Consider the following 17,281-nt stretch of genomic DNA (forward strand, 5'->3'; position numbering starts at 1 on the left):
GCCTAAATTCGGGTATTTCGCGTTCTTTGTGGTTAGATTTCCTCCTTCATAATTCATCCTTCATCCTTCTAAAAAACTATGTTTGATACACTTAATAGTGAACAACGGGCGGCGGTGATGGCGCAGCTTGGGCCAGTTTTGGTCAAAGCTGGCGCGGGCAGCGGTAAAACTCGCGTGCTGACCTACCGTATTGCCTATTTAATCGATCAGGGCGCTAGCTCCGATTCGATTGTTTCGGTGACCTTTACCAATAAAGCCGCCAGCGAACTCCGTACCCGCTTGCGCGATCTTTTGGGCAAGCGTAGCCGTGGCCTGACTGCCGGAACGTTTCATGCGATTTGTGGCAAATTGCTGCGCCAACATATTAATGGGCGGATTCGTAATTACACCGCCAACTTTACGATTTACGCTGGTGACGAGCAGTTGCAACTGGTGCAACAAGCCATGGATGGCTACACTGGACGCATGCCGCACGATCTTGAAGCGCCGCAAGTGCTGAATTTGATTTCGCGCTTCAAAAGCCGCATGCAGCCGCCAACCCTAGCTCGGCAGATGGCTAGCGATCCTGTCAGCCAATATGCGGCGGCGATTTATCGCACTTATCAACGTCAGCTTGAGCGCTCGAATGCTGTTGATTTCGACGATATGATTGTGCTGACGTACAAGCTGCTGTTTGAGCATCACGATGTGCTCGATGAAGTGCAATCGCGCTGGGCGCATGTGCTGGTCGATGAATATCAAGATACCGATTCGGCCCAATATGCCTTGCTCGAATTGCTTTCGCGGCCAGTTGCTCATCGCCCACGCTCATTGTTTGCGGTTGGCGATGCCCAACAATCGATCTATGGCTTTCGCAATGCCGATTACACGATTATCAATCGTTTTACCCGCGATTTCCCTGAAGCCCAAGTGGTTGAGCTGCTGACTAATTATCGTTCGCGTCAAGAGATTCTTGATGCGGCTTATGCGGTGATGCGCCATTCGGTCGCTGTGCCAGCCTTAACCTTGAAAGCTGCTCGTCGTTCGCCGCCAGTCCCAGCCTTGGTGATTAACGAAGCGGCTGATGATCGCGCTGAAGCCGACGCGATTGCCAAATCGATTGGTAATTTGCTCAGCACAGGTCGCCGCAGCAAAGATATTGCGATTCTCTATCGTTCGCGGCATATGAGCCGTGGACTGGAAACGGCACTGCGCCAAGCGCGGATTCCCTATTCGCTCAAGGGTCAGGCCGGCTTTTACGATCGACGAGTGATTCGCGATGCCTTGGCCTTTTTGCGGATTATTGCTAATCCCAGCGATAGCCTGAGCATGAATCGGATTATCAATGTGCCAGCTCGTGGCATTGGTGCTAGCACGATTGCTCATCTCACCAGCAAAGCTGCTGCACTGGAATTGCCACTTGGCGAGGCCTTGTTGAAGCGTGAAGCATGGGAAGGCTTGAGCGATCGCGCCAGCCAAATGGTCAGCGATTGGGCACGTAAAGTTTATCGTTGGCGTAAATTGGCTAGCGGAAGCTATCCACCCGAGGGCTTATTGCAAACTGTGCTGCAAGAAAGTGGCTACCAAGCCATGATCGAAAAGGATTGGAACGACCCTGAGCGCAGCGATGCCCTAGCCCACCTTGAAGAATTGCGGGTTGCTGCTGGCGAACATACTAGCCTCGTAGCCTTTTTGCAGGAAATTGCCCTGCTGACCAACGTCGAAGACAAGGACGAGCGTGATGCAGTGCAATTATTGACTATCCACGGAGCCAAAGGCTTGGAATGGCCAATTGTCTATGTGGCGGGCTTAGAGGAAGGCACATTGCCGCACGAACGCTCGTTGGTCGAAGCAGGCGGAGTGGAAGAAGAACGGCGTTTATGCTATGTGGCCTTGACCAGAGCAGGCGAACAACTTTACCTTTCGCATGCCAAAAAACGCCAGCGCAACCAGCGCAATCCGTCACGATTCCTTGATGATATTTTGGTTTATGGCCGTGAACGCGCCAAAGCCAAGGCTTTCTAACCGTTCGTTAACCTTCAGGTAAACTTTTGAGCCTACACTCAAAGTGTTAGGATTTTTGAAGCGTAGGAGTGACCCATGAAAGAGTTAATTGCCCAGCTGGTCGAGAAGGCCAACTTAAGCGAAGAGCAAGCCAACAAGGCGGTTGAAGTGGTCAAAGGCTTTTTGGGCGATAAACTGCCGGAAGGTTTGCGCGGTCAAGTCGAGGGCTTTCTAACGGGCGAAAATATTATGGATGTCGCTGATAAAGCTAAAGGTTTACTCGGCGGCTTGTTTGGCAAAGACAAAGCCTAGCACCACAAGAGTCTATCCCATCGATCAAGAGCAGCCAAGCTTGGCTGCTCTTTTTGGTGTATCAGCATATGTCCAAAATTTGATACAATAGCAACACTGTGTGGCAAAAGGAACGTGATCTATGCAAAGCACCCGCATTGTTGACCCCGATCAACTGCCTGATCATCTACGTTTAGGGCGTTATCTGGGCTTAACTGCCATCGCGATTTACGTTGGGCTATTTACAGGGGCTGGCCTGACTGTAATGATTCCCGATGCCTCGGATTTTATTATGCAATCAAAAATTCCGCTCAGCGGTTTTGCGGTGCTGGTGCAAGGGTTGTTTTTCATCGCAGCTCGCTTTTTTGCCCGCCGCAATGAGATCAATCGTAGTATTTATCTTATGATGCTTGGCTGTACCTTGTTGCCAATGACGATTACCTTTTTCAATCCAATTGAATGGCCACTCAGTGTTTTGTATGTTTTTTTGATGTTGATTATTGCAGTTCAATTTGTTAATAGCTATAACCTCAAGCGGATTAGTATTGTGGCTTGGCTTTCAATTTTTGTGATTGTATTTTTTGGCTTTCTCTTCAATGATCAATATAACTATCCAAAAATCAATGTACTGTTGATTATGATTACCTCTGGTGCACCAATCGTCACCATGATTATTTCAATTTTGTTTAGTTTTCATCGCCGCTTGAATTTAACCTTGCGTGAAGTCAAACGGATTAATTATTCGCTAGAAGAATCGCGCGATTCGTTAGAACAACAGGTTGAGCAGCGCACCCAGCAATTGCAACAGACGCTCGGCGAATTACAGCAACGCAACCAAGAGCAAGCGGCCTATGTTACCCAAATCGAGCAACAACGCCAAACCATTCGCGAATTAAGCGTGCCAGTGTTGCCAGTTAGCCGCGATACCTTGGTGCTGCCAATTGTCGGTACTGTTGAAAACGAACGTTTACGCGATTTACAGGCGATTGCCTTAGGCGAAATTCAACGCCGTCGTGCGCAACGCTTGTTGCTCGATGTCACAGGGCTTTCGTGGTTTGATAATGATGTGGCGGCTGGATTATTGCGATTGATCGATGCCGCTCAATTACTCGGAGCCAAAGTTGCCTTGATTGGGGTGCGACCTGAAGTGGCCCAAGCCTTGGTCAATTTGGGCATCGTATTTGATAATGTGGCGATCTATCGCGATTTACAATCGGCATTGAACTAGGGAAAAGGCCGAATTGCCCCCACATAGCGGCTGCTCCAATAGCTGTTGGATAAATCGGAAACTCGAATGCCTAAGCTCTCGGAGAGTGCCTGAATCACTTTGCCATTGCCTGCATAAATGCCCACATGGCTCACGCCTTTTTTATAGGTATTTTTGAAAAAAACAATATCGCCAGGCACTAAATCGCGGCGGCTGGCAACTTTCTCACCATAGCCACCTGTCCATTGTTCGGCGGCACTATGCGGCATGTCGATGCCCAATTTGCCATAAACATACAGTACCAAGCCCGAGCAATCGAAACCACCGCGTGGAGTTTCGCCACCCCAAACGTAGGGATAGCCCACATATTTGCGAGCCAAACGTACCGCCTCAAGCGCATTGGGCGAGGCACTCAACGTTGGCACACGCCGCAAAATATAGGCATCGGCTTGCAATAATTCAGCTGCAACCCAACCCTCAGTGCCATTGTTGGTGCGCACATTGAACCAACCCTCACGCTGTTGCAACAAATTGACTTGGCCATGTTCAGCGGCCAAGGTTGTGATAATTTCAGCTTCAGTTTGCGGCTCGGCCCGAACATTCGCCCGCTCAACCGTTAATCCAGCGATTAAAGCTGGGTTTGGATCGGCATGCAGATTGACTTGGGGCAGGGCTTGAGCCGAGCTGGCCAAGGCCACATAACTATCATCAACCCAACCTAGCGCTCGTTGGGGCGTTACAACTTGCAGCCAGCCCTCAAAACGCCCAACCACTGTCAACGGCGTAGTGTTGAGCAAAATCGCCATGGGCAAATAATCAACGCTCGGGCCATCGCGCAAATTCAATTCCTCACTCGCAACCAAACCAGCAATCGTCGTGGTAAACACCGTATCAGCTGAAATCGAATCATAGAACAGCACACTAGCAGTTAACGGCAAGGTTTCAGGGATGTTTAAGGCCTGGGCTTCGAGTTCGGGGTTTAAGACGGGGGCTTGCCAATCGGCAGGAATTGGCGCATCGAGGGTTGCGCCGACGCGTACAATTTGCGGTGTGGTCGTTGCTCCAATTGGCGTGGGTGAGGTTGTAGGAAACGTCCACCAAAGCAGCAACGGCACAGTTAACCCAGCGCCAAGCAATAACCCAGCGATCTGCAAGCGCCGACGATCCCGTGCTAGGATTGGCAATCGGGGCATATTGACGAATCCTTGTTATTCAAAAATGATTCCATAGGCTTGATTCAGTTGCTGCAAAGTGGCAGCAGGCAGGGGCAAGCCAAATTCTTGAAGGGCATGGCTGAAATCATTGAAATAATATTCGAAACCTGCCGGAGCCGCAACTATTAATGCCACACAGGGACTCGTTCCAAGTGTGCGGAATGAATGCGGCACGCCCATTGGCAGCGTAACGGTTGCCCCCGTCTCAGCAACAATCGTCTCGCCATTGATCCTAAACTCAAAAACCCCCGCTTGGATAATAAAGGTTTTATCTTCGCGGGTATGAATATGCTGCATCACATCAGTTCCAGGCAAACTGGTATATTCAAATAAAGAAAACGCTCCATCGGTATCTGAGCCAGTTAATTTGATCGCGACTTGGCTATGCTGGGTGTTTAACATGGGGCTTGCCAATACCGTGGTATGATCGGTCAACTGTAACATAGGCGACCTCCGCTGATTAGCTTAATTATAGACGCTGGCTTTGGCCCTGGCTATGGAGCTTTTATGGGATTTGAAACTAATACTATTCGTTTTCTTTTGGAAGCCCGAAGTACTGGGGTGCAGTTCAAACAGAGTTTAACCCTAGGCCGTCAGGGTATGCACCTTGGGGTTTATGATCTTCAACACGTTTTTGCTGAAACAGGGGAGACCCTGCCTACGATTGTGGCCCAAACGCTTACCCGCGATGCAGTTGATGGTGAGCCAATGTTTGCTGAGCCATTGTTGCATTACCTAGGGGCGACGACCGCCGATTCAATTGATTTCTCGGATTATGAAGCAGCGACCATCTTGCACGATCTCAATCATCCCATCCCAGCCGAACTCCACGGGCGCTTTAGTTGTGTGATTGATGGCGGCACGCTTGAGCATATTTTCAATCTACCAATCGCCTTGCAAAATAGCCTCAATCTGGTGGCTGAGGGTGGCCATTTTCTGGCAATTACGCCCTGTAACAATATGGCAGGGCATGGCTTTTATCAATTTTCACCAGAGTTATTTTGGCGGATTCTCACGCCTGAAAATGGCTATCAGCTTGAAAAAATGTATGTTTTTGAGATGTATCCGCATGCACCGTGGTATCGCGTGCATGACCCTAAAGTGGTTGGTGGTCGGGTAACTTTGCAGAATCGTCGGCCTGCTTTTTTACTAGTTCAGGCTAAACGCACCAGTCCTACCCCAATTGTCCAACTTAAAGTTCAGCAAAGCGATTATGTGAGTGTCTGGCAAGCGGGGGTTGGCGCTCAGCGGCGCTCATTGATTAAACGCGTCGCGGCCCCAATTCGCCGCCGTTTACCAACCAAACTCAAAATTGGCTTACGAGCGCTTAGTTTTCGGCTCAAAGATGCGTTAAGTTTGATCCGCTCGCCCTATCGCGCAACGTATTACGATCGTTATAAGTAATGCTTAATGCGCAAGGCTCATGGATTAGGGCGATTCTTTTCTGCCTAATCCATGAGCCTTGCCGTCGATTTAGCCGCGTTCGTCTTTGCCAGTTTCTAGATCGCCAGTGGCAACCATTAAGCCAAGCCAGAGGCCACGCGCAAAGCGATAGAAGATGATATGGAAAATTGACATAACCAGTAATAATGCCAATAAGCCTTGCATCAACTGATCGCTCGCATAAATGACTAAGAAAATGCCACCAATAAAGCCCAAAAAGATCGTCAAGACAATATTGATGCCCATTGCCCCAGTGCTTTGGTTGCCAGTGGCTTCGTAGCCAACCCCACAAGCGCTACAGGTTGGGTGAATATCGTAATAGCTGCGAAAAAGCTTACCCTTGCCACACAAGGGGCAACGCCCGATAAAGCCACGCAGCATTGCCAAGAGAAAATTACCCATGATAGTCCTTAATGATCTGACGACGCTGCCAGATCGTCCTCTGCTAAAGCTCCGCTGCGAGGGTTCAACCCATTCAGCTGCGAGCAAATCGATAACCATAGTTGCAAACCAAGCTGATACTCCCTAGCATACCTGATTCTGTTGGTTTGTCTATCGAGTTTAGAGTGGAGAGATTAATCGTTGAACCACGAAGAGCACAAAGAGCACGAAGGGCTGAAACTGCAAGGGTTGAAACCGCGAAGCGCACGAAGAACGCGAAAGCTTATTTTTAGCCACAGATTCACCCAGATTTGTTTGATTATGGTTCTGCTTCCTCATTCCTTATCTTTTGGAGCTCTGCGCCTCTGCGTTCACATCCTGACCTCTGACTCCTAGCCCCTGACCCCTATAATCTCTGTTTAAATCGCTGCTTCAACCCAGTAATCCGCTGCCCGCTGCGGCGTTGGGCAATTGCAAATTCGACCGCCTGCCAATCGCCAGTCAGAATGACCAATTGACGAGCGCGGGTGATGGCGGTATAGAGCAATGGTCGATTGAGCAGCGCATTGTAATAGCGCAGCATGGGCACAATCACCACGGGGTACTCGGAGCCTTGGGCTTTATGCACACTGATCGCATAGGCCAACGCTACTTCATCAAATTCATTCCATTGATAGACGACGCTGCGGGTATCATCAAAATAGACGCTGACCGTGCGTTCTTCGAGATCAATTGTTTGAATCAAGCCTAAATCGCCGTTGCTCACATCGAGATCGTAATTGTTGCGGGTTTGAATCACTCGATCGCCTTCACGAAAAAGCGTGCCTGCAATCGTTGTTTCTTGGCGCTTTGGGCTGGGTGGATTGAGCGCTGCTTGGAGTTGGCTGTTTAATTCAAGCACGCCAGCCGCACCGCGATGGGTTGCCGCCAAAACCTGAATATCGCGCAAGGGATCAAATTGGGGAAACTGGCGCGGAATACGGGTGGTCAATAACTCGACAATCATCGCGCTACATTCAGCAGGGTTACTACGTGGAAACCAATAGAAATCGCCTTGATTGACGCTAGGTGATTGACCTTGGTTGATCGCATGAGCATTGGTGATGATCTGGCTATCGGCGGCTTGGCGAAAAATTGTATCCAAATGCACGGTCGTGATGCTGTTGCTGGCCAACAAATCGCGTAATACGGCTCCTGGCCCAACTGCTGGCAGTTGATCAGGGTCGCCCACCAAGAGCAAATGGGTGGTCGGAGCCAAAGCCTTGACCATATGATGCGCCAGCAAAATATCGAGCATTGAGGTTTCGTCAATCACGACCAAATCGGCGGCGAGTTGGTTATGCTCGTTGCGACCCCAGCGATCGTTGCCAGCCCCACCGCTATATTCGAGGGTGCGATGAATGGTCGCGGCTGGATGATCGGTGGTTTCGGCCAGCCGCCGTGCTGCACGTCCGGTTGGGGCAGCCAAAATTGTGCGCAGCCCGACCTGTTGCAGCAAGGCCAAAATTGCCCGTACCGTGGTGGTTTTGCCAGTGCCGGGTCCGCCAGTGAGCAACACTACTTTTGAGCGGAGCACGGCTAGTACAGCTTCGGCTTGGCGTTGGCTCAAATCGAAACTAGCATTATGCAATTGACGCATAATAATTGGATCGCTTTGCTGCTTGAAACGCAATTGAATCGCGCTGGGGAGGTTTTGCAAGCGCTGGAGGTTATGCGCCAACTCGGTTTCAGCATGATAATAGGCTGGTAAGTAGACTAAATCGCCATCAAGCACCAACAAAACTGCTTCGGTTGCCACCGCTAATTGTTCGGCGATTAGCTTGCGTGGTAATTCTAGAATGGTTTGAGTTTGCTCGATTAACTCGGCCTGTGGCAAGGCGCAATGGCCTTCGGTATTGGCGACAGTGCTGAGGGTATAGCGCAAGCCTGCAATTACTCGACTAGGAGCATCACGCGCTACGCCCAAGGCTTGGGCAATTTGGTCGGCTGTTGGAAAACCAATCCCTTCAATTTCTAAGGCGAGGCGATAGGGGTCGTGTTGCACAATCTGGCTGGCCTGCTCGCCATAATGTCGAAAAATCCGTAAGGCTAAACCAGTCGTCAGCCCAACTGCTTGGCCTAATTCCAGCAAAGCTTTGATTGAGCGTTGTTCCTGCCACGCAGCGATAATGGCAGCGATTTTCTTGGTGCCTAAACCTTTGACTTCCCGCAGCCGCTCGGGCGTTTGATCAAGCACATCAAGCGTGGTTTCGCCAAAGGTATCAGCGATGCGTTGGGCATTGACTGGGCCAATGCCTGGCAACAAGCCCGAAGCTAAATAGCGCACGATACTTTCGTTGCCAGTTGGGCGAGCAGTTTGATAGCTGGTAACCTCAAATTGTCGTCCATGAGTCCGATGTTCGATCCATTGACCTGCGAGTTGCAAGCTTTCGCCAACTTGCACATCGGGCAAGCGCCCAACAATCGTGATCACGCTGCGCTGACCTTGGGCTTTCAAACGCGCCACGGTATAGCCCGTTTCATCCGAGCGATAGGTGATGCGTTCTAAACTGCCTGTTAGTTGATCCATAGTTAAGTCAGAAGGCAAAAATCAAAAGTCAATACTTGTAATATTATCCCAATCGGTACCTATGGTGTCAACTGCATAGATCGAATCTCAGTCTAAACAACGAAGAGGTCGAGGATCAACTGATCCCCGACCTCTTAACTGGCCCTTCGTTCTAAATTCGGCGTTGCTTGCGTTTACGGGCTGCTTGAATGATCACGATTACCGAAATGATGACCATTACCACCAATAGCCCCGCAATAGCATACAAAATCCATTGGGGCTTTGCGGGTGGTATAACTTCACGATAAATCGGATCATCTTGATTTTCGCCAAGGGCATCGTTGGCAATCCCAGCAGTATCGCCAGTGACCGTCGGATCTTCGACGCTGATTTGTTGATCGTTGACGATTGCCAAGCTGCCGTTGAGCCGCGTGCGCAGGCGCGAAGTCGTCAAGGCATTGCCCGACCATTGCACGCCTTGGTCAGTACTACCGAGCACCGCCAAAATGCTGCGCTGCTCGTTCCATGGCGAACGCATAAATTCCAAGTAGCCAAGGCTCAATTCGGGCGGAATCCGATAGACCACCCGACTATTGCCAAGGGTTGGGTGCTTGCTACCTTGAGCAAATGGCGCAGGAATAATCGGCTGTAAGGCTGGATCTTGCAAAATAGCATGATCAGGCGCTTGACCAACCAAAATCAAGTCATGATTCGCTTGGACGCTGGTAACTTGCTCGGGATTGACCGCGCGTAATTCGATAAACGCTGGGTCAAGGCTATCTCCCAAGGCTGTGGCTAGTTGACCTGCAACCGTCCAGCTAGCTGGGTCATCGCTTGGCACAACAAAGGCCAAATTTTTCAAGGTATTGCTGATCGTCAATGGCTCAAGGAAGGTAGCCAAATTGCGCAACACCACCGAACGCCCACGGGTGGCCCGAACCGGAATCCCAATCATCGAATCTGCTCGTAGCGTGTACCAAATCCCGGCAAGGTTGGGATCAACACAAGGCGTATTGGGAATTAAGTTGGCGCTGATCGTGATCCGGTTGCGGCCAACATTCAAGTTGCCACGCGCAATCGGCACGCGGCCAACCCCATTTTGGGCGGTAGTATCGTCGAAGCGAATCGAGCCTGCTGGCCGATCGTTGACGCGCACCATCATCGCCGAAACTGAATAATCGAGCAATGCTGAGTGGGCGAAATGAACTTCGATATAGCCATCGTCGTTCATCTCATAGCCGCTGGGCATATCGACATTCAGTTCAAAGGTATGCCCACCAATCCCAAATTCCGAAACCGTTTCGAAGCCAAGGCTACGGAAGCTGCGTTCGACGGTCAAGCCAGTGCTTGGCACATCGGTAATTTGCAAATTCAAGGTTTTGGTGAGCACTTCGGGCGAATTAACTTCGGCGACTACGGCAATTGAAGGCTCGCTGCTAGCGCGAACATTGCCGGTGCTAAATGCCTTGGCCGCTTTGATCACGCCTTCGTCATCGTTGCCGCTGAGCGCTAAAACCACCCGTTGTTGGTTCCAAGGCGAGGTTGCCATTTGAATAATGCCGTCGGCGGCTTGGGCTTCGCTTAGATTAAAGCCTTCGGCTCCACTGCCCTCAGCAAAATCTACAGCATCCAAATTCTCGAAATTGGCGGCTTGGCCCACGAAAATCAAGTGTGATTCGGTGCGCAAGGTTGGTGAAAGCACACTTTCGGCAATCAACGGCACTTGAATTCGGCTTGAGGTAATGCTGCCAACTTTGGCGGCCACAATCAAGCCTGCTTCAAGCTCGGCGGCGCTGGCGTTGTTGGGCACAATAATCGTGGCAACATCTGGCTCAAGCGGCGAATCTTGAAAGATTGGGCGGGGCAGTTGTTTAACATCAGTTGAAAGTGTGCCCAAGGTGTGCGGCAATTTGAGCGATGAGGTTGCCCGAATGATCACGCTGGTTTGGCTATCGTTGCCACAATTCAAGCCAGCATCGAGCAAAATGCCCAAGGTATGAGCGCCATCGATGCGGGTTGAGGTATAGGCAGTTTGCGAAATGGGGATGGTTACTTGGCGTGGGCCTGAGCGATCTAAGAAAATTCGTTCAAGCTGCACGTTGTTAAATTGCACATCCATTGAGCCAGCAAAAAACTGGACGTTTTCTTCGCTGCTGACGGCGCTGCCTGAAACGAAGGTTTCAAAATCGAGCGTAATCGCTGCGCCTGGCTCTAATTTCCAAGTATTTGGCAGGCGAATGTTGATATAACGGGCATTAAATGGCCCTTCCATCGAATCTTCGCGAGCGCCAAGCTGAGCAAAGGTCACAGTATCGCTATCGGTAACCACAGGCGTAACCGTTGCTTGGTTAAGCGGGGCTGCCGAAGTTGTTGCTGGAATGGGATTAAGGCTGGTGCGAGCAGCCTGTGAAACCATTGGCAAGCTGGCAAAAAGACCCAGCGCCACGGAAAAAAGCAGAAAAACGCGCACTAAACGAACCATGCGAACTCCTTGCGAGACAATAGGCCAGCGTAACGCGCTGTTACGCTGGCAGTGTTGGTGGCACGTCGATTATTTGCCGTAACGTTCGTACCACATGCTGAACATGAGTAAATTCCAGATTTGGCGGCTATAGTCGTGCCGCCCCGCCCAGTGATCACTCAGCATTGTTGCAATATATTGTGGGTTGAAGAAACCTTGTTCGGTCAAGGCCTCAACTGAGAGTTTTTGATTGACCAATGGCCGTAGATCGGTTTTGAGCCATTGGGGAATTGGCACGCTAAACCCAGCTTTGCGCCGCTCTAAAATTTGGGCTGGCAGCACTTTGGCGGCCACCCGCTTGAGCAAATATTTGAGCTTCATACCATTAATTTTGGTATGACTGGGCAATTTAGCCATCCACTCGACCAAACGCGTATCGAGTAACGGCACACGCACTTCCAGCGAATGGGCCATGCTCATCCGATCGACTTTGACCAACATATCGTCGGCCAATTGCACTTTGGAATCGACATAGAGCAAGCGATTGAGCACATCGTCGGCATTGTAGGCATCGTAATAGCCTTGTAACAGATCAACCGTTGGCCGCTGCTTGGTCAAAATTGCCGAGCCAGCGTACAACTGCTCTTTCATCGATTCGCTCATAAAGGCTTTCCATGCGGCATGGGCTGGCAATGGGGCAAGCATCCCGCCCTGCACAAAGCGCTTGGCCTTGAAATCGAAGCTGACTTTGCCATCGGATGTGGGCAACATATTGACCAAGTTTGGCACTAAACCACCGCCAATTGCTTGGGGCAAACGCCGATACAGCGCAGCAATTTTATCAGCTTGATAAGTGGCATAGCCGCCAAACACCTCATCGCCACCATCGCCACTCAGCGCTACTTTGACATGCTGGCGGGCCAATTCGCTGACTGCATACACTGCCACCGACGACGAATCGGCAAATGGCTCATCAAAATACTTGACCATGGCATCAACCGTGGCCTGCGCATCAGGATTCATGATAATTTCGTGGTGATCGGTGCGGAAGCGCTCGGCGACAATTCGCGCATACGGCGATTCGTCATAGGATTTTTCGGCAAAGCCCACCGAGAAGGTTTTAACTGGCTGGTTGGTGACTTCGCTCATCAAGGCCACCACTAAACTTGAATCGACTCCACCGCTGAGAAACGCGCCCAAGGGCACATCGCTAATCAGTTGATCTTGCACAACCGTGCGCAACAGATTCAGTAAGTCGGTTTCAACATCATTGGTGATTTTGAAGTGCGGCGAAACCATCCGTGGAATATCCCAATATTGCTTAATTTCGACGGCATTGGTTGCAGCTTCGTAGGTCAGCATATGGCCAGGTTGAAGCTTTTTGATCGCCTTGAAAATCGTGTTTGGGCCAGGCACATAATTTAGCGAAAGATAATCGTGCAAGCCAATTGGATCGATTTCGCGGCTAATGCCAGTATCGAGCATAGCCTTGATTTCCGAGCCAAAGACCAAGCGATCACCTAAATTAGCATAATAGACTGGCTTGATGCCAACGTGATCACGGGCAATTACCAAGCGCTGGCGACGATCGTCCCAAATCGCGCAGGCAAACATCCCATTGAGATGTTTGGGAAATTCATCGCCAATTTCTTCGTACAAATGCACGATGGTTTCAGTATCGGAGTGGGTTTCAAATTTATGACCAGCTTTTTCCAAGCGTGGGCGCAACTCGGTAAAGTTGTAAACCTCGCCGTTATAGACGATCCAGATCGAGCCATCTTCGTTGGCGATGGGCATTTTGCCGCCTGCAACGTCGATAATCGAAAGCCGGACTGAGCCAAGCCCGACTGGGCCATTGAGATAAAAGCCATTTTGATCTGGCCCGCGATGATGGATATTGTCGCACAGTGCTTCGAGCAAGGGTCGCTCGGCTGTACGGCTGCGATCAAAATAGACAATGCCACAAATACCACACATAGGATCACCTCAGTTCATGCGCCAACAACAGTCGAAGTTAGTTCGTGCGCCGCCCCACTCGCTGCCATAGCGTGGTTTGTCGTCGTCGGACAAAGCGATATAGGCCAATTAAGCCAGCCCAATTGCTATTGACTAGGAAAGTTGGAATGTAAACCAGCTTGCCGAGTTTACTATTTGAGTCAACTCGGCCACCAAGCCACGCCATGATGTAGAACACAATTTGAAAGATTAACAACAGCCAATTAAAAGGCGCTGCTAAACGTAGTAGTTTATGCGATTTTGCCTTACTTGGCGAGAGCACCGCCAGAATGTTCATCACCAATGCCCCAACCATATTCACCGCCACCAAGGTGCGCAAGGTTTGGTGCGAGAGCAATTGCCACAAGGCGAGTGGGCGGCGGAAAGGCCACAAACTACGAGCATAGGTAATTGCTTGATAGCGCCCAGCGAAAATTCGAGCACGGCGGGCAATTTCATCCTGCGCCGATTGCGAAACGCGTTCATGTGAGCGAGCCTGTGGCGCATAGTGAATCCGAAAGCCCCGCGCGATGATCCGCATGCCCATATGGGTGTCGTCATTGATAATTTCATCAGGCGGCGATTCAAATAAATCGCTGCGAATCGCCAGCACTTCGCCAGCAACGGCGGTGCAGCCAGCCAATTTGCTCTCTTGCTTTTTGACAAACGACTCGTAGCGCCAATACAGCCCTTCGGATTCGCCCAAAGCACCGTCGCCCTTTTCGATCACCTTCGCGCCCGAAACTGCGCCAACATCGGCATCGGCAAATGGCGCAACCAGTTCGCGAATCACATTGGCATCATAGCGATTATTGGCATCAGAAAAGACAATAATTTCGCCACGTACAAATGGAATCGCCCGATTGATCGCTGCCATTTTGCCGCGTCGTGGTGCTTCATACAGCAATTCCACGCCGCGATCGGCATATTGCTGCACAATTTCGGGCGTGCGGTCGCTTGAGCCATCGGCAATAATTAATAGTTGCAATTGCTCACGCGGATAATCCAAGGCCAGCGAGTTTTCAATTTTGCGAGCGATTTCAGCCTCTTCGTTGTAGGCCGCAATCAGCAAGGTAACTGCTGGCTCAGCGTGCGGATACGGCCCGCGCTCACGGCGAAAGCGTGCTAGTAAAGTCAAGAGCGCTGGATAACCAGCATAAGTATAGATGACGCTGCCTGCAAACAGCCAAAATAACGCCGCAATCATTGAGTATTCCTTAATCACTATTGATCCATCCCTCACCCCCGCCCCTCGCCCACTGCGGCGGACGAGGGGAGTTCACTATTCATGATTCCCCCTCTCCTCGCTGGGCGGGAGAGGGGGCTAGGGGGTGAGGGAACGTAAATATTTGCCAAGCGCCCAACCGTAACCTCTATACCCTTCATCCCTCATCCTTCATCCCTTCAAAGGCTCTGCGTCTCTGCGTTAAAGCAAGACTACTCTCTGCTCCCCGAACCCTAGCCCCTGAACCCTCGCTCCTATGTTCTTAACTTGGCTATATTTTCATACAAACCACGCAACTGCTTGGCAATCACGCTCAGGGCAAACTCTTGCTGCACCCGTTGGCGAGCAGCTTGGCCCATGCGCTGGCGCGAGGCTTGATCGCCTAAAACTGCCAACAAAGCTTGTTCAAGCGCTGGCTGATCGTCGGGTGGAATCACCAAGCCATGCACGCCATCGTCAATCGCATCGCGTGCCCCACCAACATCAGTGATGACGACCGCCAATTCGCTGGCCATAGCTTCGAGCATCGCCACCGAAAAGCCTTCAGCAATCGACGGCAGCACAAACACATCGGCGGCTTGCAAATACGGTGGCACGTTATGCACTGCCCCACCAAAAATTATTCCAGCGCTGGTTTTGGCTTTGAGATTGGCTTCTTCTGGCCCCTGCCCCAAAATCAACAAGCTCGCGTCGGGATGTTTGGCGCGAATCGCTGGCCAAGCTTCAACCAAATAGCGTACCCGTTTTTCCTCGGATAGTCGCCCTGCATACAACGTTATTGTGCCTTCGGTTGGCAAATTTAATTCACGGCGTAGGGCCGTTTTGGCTTCGCCAGCGATTGGGCAATATTTTTCAGGATCAACCCCGTTGGGTACATAATGCCGCCGTTTAGCCTCAATGCCCAAAATCTGATCAAATTCTTGATCGATTTCACGGCTGATTGTAAAAAAGGCATCGGCGGTTTTGGTAATGCGCTCCAAGCGACCTTTACCAAATGGGCGTTGTTGCATGCGCAGTACATCGCCAAGTGGCCCAGAACGGTGGGCGGTCACGGCATAAGGCAGGCCCAAAGCTTGTTTGGCGGCGATCGCAGTGGTGGCTGGCGAAAACATTTCATGAGCATGCACCAAATTTGGCTTCAAACGCCAGAGCAAGGGAATCGCCGCCGCTGTGAAAACCAAGGCCGCAGTTGGCACAGGCCCAGGAATTGGTAAGCGATGGACTGGCACATGTTCGATCAGTTCGAAGGGCTTGAAGCCAGCATATCGCCGCGTCAGCACGCTAATTGCCACGCCTTCAGCTGCCAGAAAAGGAGCCAAAGCCGCAAGTTGGCGTTCAGCGCCGCCGATGCGCGGAAAATAGCCTTGGATGATCATGGCTACATGTAACGTGTCGTTCATGCTGAAACAGCCTCACGCTGGTCAACGCCCTCGTGGGCGGCGGTATACAAGCTTAATAATTGATCAACCCAGGCACTAGGGCTATGGTATTGCTCGATAATCTGTTGAGCCGCCTGTTGCATCGCTTGGATCTGGCTTGGCTCACTCAAAACTTGGTTGATCGCGGCGGCCAAGGCCTGATGATCATTCGGTGCAACCGTAATGCCTGCTTGTTCACGCACCACATGTGGCACGTCGCCAACTTTGGTGGCAATAATCGGCAGGCCTGCGGCCATGGCTTCGAGCACGGCGATTGGCAAACCCTCATTGGCCGATGAGTTTACAAACAAATCAGCGCTACGCAACAACACCGGAATATCATCGCGCGCGCCAAGCAAATTGACCACTGCATGCAATTGGTGTTTATTTATTTTGGCTTCGATTTTGGGCCGTTGATCGCCTTCGCCAGCCAAAACCAAACGGGCTTGCGGATGTTGAGCATGCACCAAGGCAAAAGCATCGATCAGAGTTGGCAGATCTTTGATCGCCGCAAAACGCCCAACGTTGATCAACATGGTCAAATCAGCATCGCCCAAAACAGCTTCACGAGTGGTTTGGCGTTGCTCAGGGCTAATTTCAGGCACAGCTACCACGGCATTATGCACCACATGCAGCTGGCGATTGGGCATAATTGGCTGGTAGGCATCGCGAGTGGTATAGCCAACCGCGATAATTTGCTGCGCCAAACGCCGCACCACTTGGGCCTCAAACTGCTGTTGGCGATTAGCAATTGATGGATCGAAGCCCGCTAGGTGCATCGTCGCCACCACGGGAATATTGGCCAAACGTGCTGCCAAAATGCCTACGACGTTGCCATAGGTCAAATGCGTATGCACCACACTAACCTGATTGCGGCGCAGCCAGCGGGTTAATTGCCAGATCCGTTTGGGTGCAAGCATTTTGGGCGCAGCCAAACGCAGCACTTCAACGCCCAAACTATTCAGCCGTTCAACCAAATTGCTGCCGCGATCTTCGCTTTTGAGGCAAACAACAGTGGTTTTAATTCCACGGCGTTGAGCTTCGATCGCGAAGGTTACCAGCAATTGTTGCGCTCCACCACGATAGAGCGAATCGATCACCTGAACAACGTGCAT

Annotated in this window: 13 protein-coding genes; 4 read left to right on the forward strand and 9 right to left on the reverse strand. The window is 51.0% G+C overall.

The features are described 5' to 3' along the window. Positions 1 to 78 precede the first annotated feature (78 nt). The 3 genes from ABEB26_RS01190 to ABEB26_RS01200 all read left to right on the forward strand — a co-directional run bounded on the left by ABEB26_RS01190 (position 79) and on the right by ABEB26_RS01200 (position 3,502). Positions 79 to 2,004: an ATP-dependent helicase gene (locus ABEB26_RS01190; RefSeq protein WP_345720110.1), complete on the forward strand. Its 1,926-nt coding sequence runs from the start codon at positions 79 to 81 to the stop codon at positions 2,002 to 2,004. A 75-nt stretch (positions 2,005 to 2,079) separates the two neighbouring features. Then, on the forward strand, positions 2,080 to 2,295 hold the full coding sequence (locus ABEB26_RS01195) for a DUF2267 domain-containing protein (protein ID WP_345720111.1): 216 nt from the start codon (positions 2,080 to 2,082) through the stop codon (positions 2,293 to 2,295). A 121-nt stretch (positions 2,296 to 2,416) separates the two neighbouring features. Next, the gene (locus ABEB26_RS01200) at positions 2,417 to 3,502 is read left to right on the forward strand and encodes an STAS domain-containing protein (RefSeq protein WP_345720112.1); all 1,086 of its coding nucleotides are present in this window, start codon (positions 2,417 to 2,419) and stop codon (positions 3,500 to 3,502) included. Here the strand turns inward: ABEB26_RS01200 and ABEB26_RS01205 are convergent. Both ABEB26_RS01205 and ABEB26_RS01210 read right to left on the reverse strand, forming a co-directional pair. Next, positions 3,499 to 4,674, reverse strand: a complete 1,176-nt coding sequence (locus tag ABEB26_RS01205) for an NlpC/P60 family protein (RefSeq protein WP_345720113.1) — start codon at positions 4,672 to 4,674, stop codon at positions 3,499 to 3,501. The two genes, ABEB26_RS01200 and ABEB26_RS01205, sit on opposite strands and share 4 nt — an antisense overlap. Positions 4,675 to 4,689: 15 nt before the next feature. Next, positions 4,690 to 5,139, reverse strand: a complete 450-nt coding sequence (locus ABEB26_RS01210; protein WP_345720114.1) for a cupin domain-containing protein — start codon at positions 5,137 to 5,139, stop codon at positions 4,690 to 4,692. Between the two features lie 63 nt (positions 5,140 to 5,202). Here ABEB26_RS01210 and ABEB26_RS01215 point away from each other — a divergent pair, with 63 nt between their 5' ends. Continuing rightward, the gene (locus tag ABEB26_RS01215) at positions 5,203 to 6,099 is read left to right on the forward strand and encodes a class I SAM-dependent methyltransferase (protein WP_345720115.1); all 897 of its coding nucleotides are present in this window, start codon (positions 5,203 to 5,205) and stop codon (positions 6,097 to 6,099) included. A 69-nt stretch (positions 6,100 to 6,168) separates the two neighbouring features. On the opposite strand, the gene ABEB26_RS01220 is transcribed toward ABEB26_RS01215, so the two are convergent. The 7 genes from ABEB26_RS01220 to ABEB26_RS01250 form a co-directional block, all read right to left on the reverse strand. Further along, complete coding sequence (locus ABEB26_RS01220; protein ID WP_345720116.1) at positions 6,169 to 6,540, reverse strand: DUF983 domain-containing protein; 372 nt, start codon at positions 6,538 to 6,540, stop codon at positions 6,169 to 6,171. A 385-nt stretch (positions 6,541 to 6,925) separates the two neighbouring features. Further along, positions 6,926 to 9,088 (reverse strand): SF1B family DNA helicase RecD2, encoded by a 2,163-nt coding sequence (recD2, locus tag ABEB26_RS01225; RefSeq protein ID WP_345720117.1) that lies wholly within the window; start codon positions 9,086 to 9,088, stop codon positions 6,926 to 6,928. Between the two features lie 151 nt (positions 9,089 to 9,239). Next, positions 9,240 to 11,549 carry a cellulose biosynthesis cyclic di-GMP-binding regulatory protein BcsB gene (locus ABEB26_RS01230; protein ID WP_345720118.1) on the reverse strand — a complete coding sequence of 770 codons (2,310 nt, stop codon included), beginning with the start codon at positions 11,547 to 11,549 and terminating at the stop codon, positions 9,240 to 9,242. Between the two features lie 69 nt (positions 11,550 to 11,618). After that, positions 11,619 to 13,505 carry an asparagine synthase (glutamine-hydrolyzing) gene (gene asnB, locus ABEB26_RS01235; RefSeq protein ID WP_345720119.1) on the reverse strand — a complete coding sequence of 629 codons (1,887 nt, stop codon included), beginning with the start codon at positions 13,503 to 13,505 and terminating at the stop codon, positions 11,619 to 11,621. 37 nt (positions 13,506 to 13,542) lie between these two features. Next, entirely contained in the window at positions 13,543 to 14,730 is a 1,188-nt protein-coding gene (locus tag ABEB26_RS01240; protein ID WP_345720121.1) for a glycosyltransferase family 2 protein, read from the reverse strand. A 272-nt stretch (positions 14,731 to 15,002) separates the two neighbouring features. Next, a complete protein-coding gene (locus ABEB26_RS01245; RefSeq protein ID WP_345720122.1) occupies positions 15,003 to 16,148 on the reverse strand; it encodes a glycosyltransferase family 4 protein in 1,146 nt (381 codons plus the stop codon). Then, positions 16,145 to 17,281, reverse strand: a complete 1,137-nt coding sequence (locus ABEB26_RS01250; RefSeq protein WP_345720123.1) for a glycosyltransferase — start codon at positions 17,279 to 17,281, stop codon at positions 16,145 to 16,147. Before ABEB26_RS01250 ends, ABEB26_RS01245 begins: the two co-directional genes overlap by 4 nt.

Origin of the sequence: Herpetosiphon gulosus (genome assembly GCF_039545135.1) — a bacterium.
GTDB classification, from domain to species: Bacteria; Chloroflexota; Chloroflexia; order Chloroflexales; family Herpetosiphonaceae; genus Herpetosiphon; species Herpetosiphon gulosus.

Bases quoted from the DNA above. Each gene is read 5' to 3' on its own strand.
- ABEB26_RS01190 (WP_345720110.1), top strand. From the start codon at position 79: ATGTTTGATACACTTAATAGTGAACAACGGGCGGCGGTGATGGCGCAG.
- ABEB26_RS01195 (WP_345720111.1), top strand. From the start codon at position 2,080: ATGAAAGAGTTAATTGCCCAGCTGGTCGAGAAGGCCAACTTAAGCGAA.
- ABEB26_RS01200 (WP_345720112.1), top strand. From the start codon at position 2,417: ATGCAAAGCACCCGCATTGTTGACCCCGATCAACTGCCTGATCATCTA.
- ABEB26_RS01205 (WP_345720113.1), bottom strand. From the start codon at position 4,674: ATGCCCCGATTGCCAATCCTAGCACGGGATCGTCGGCGCTTGCAGATC.
- ABEB26_RS01210 (WP_345720114.1), bottom strand. From the start codon at position 5,139: ATGTTACAGTTGACCGATCATACCACGGTATTGGCAAGCCCCATGTTA.
- ABEB26_RS01215 (WP_345720115.1), top strand. From the start codon at position 5,203: ATGGGATTTGAAACTAATACTATTCGTTTTCTTTTGGAAGCCCGAAGT.
- ABEB26_RS01220 (WP_345720116.1), bottom strand. From the start codon at position 6,540: ATGGGTAATTTTCTCTTGGCAATGCTGCGTGGCTTTATCGGGCGTTGC.
- recD2 (WP_345720117.1), bottom strand. From the start codon at position 9,088: ATGGATCAACTAACAGGCAGTTTAGAACGCATCACCTATCGCTCGGAT.
- ABEB26_RS01230 (WP_345720118.1), bottom strand. From the start codon at position 11,549: ATGGTTCGTTTAGTGCGCGTTTTTCTGCTTTTTTCCGTGGCGCTGGGT.
- asnB (WP_345720119.1), bottom strand. From the start codon at position 13,505: ATGTGTGGTATTTGTGGCATTGTCTATTTTGATCGCAGCCGTACAGCC.
- ABEB26_RS01240 (WP_345720121.1), bottom strand. From the start codon at position 14,730: ATGATTGCGGCGTTATTTTGGCTGTTTGCAGGCAGCGTCATCTATACT.
- ABEB26_RS01245 (WP_345720122.1), bottom strand. From the start codon at position 16,148: ATGAACGACACGTTACATGTAGCCATGATCATCCAAGGCTATTTTCCG.
- ABEB26_RS01250 (WP_345720123.1), bottom strand. From the start codon at position 17,281: ATGCACGTTGTTCAGGTGATCGATTCGCTCTATCGTGGTGGAGCGCAA.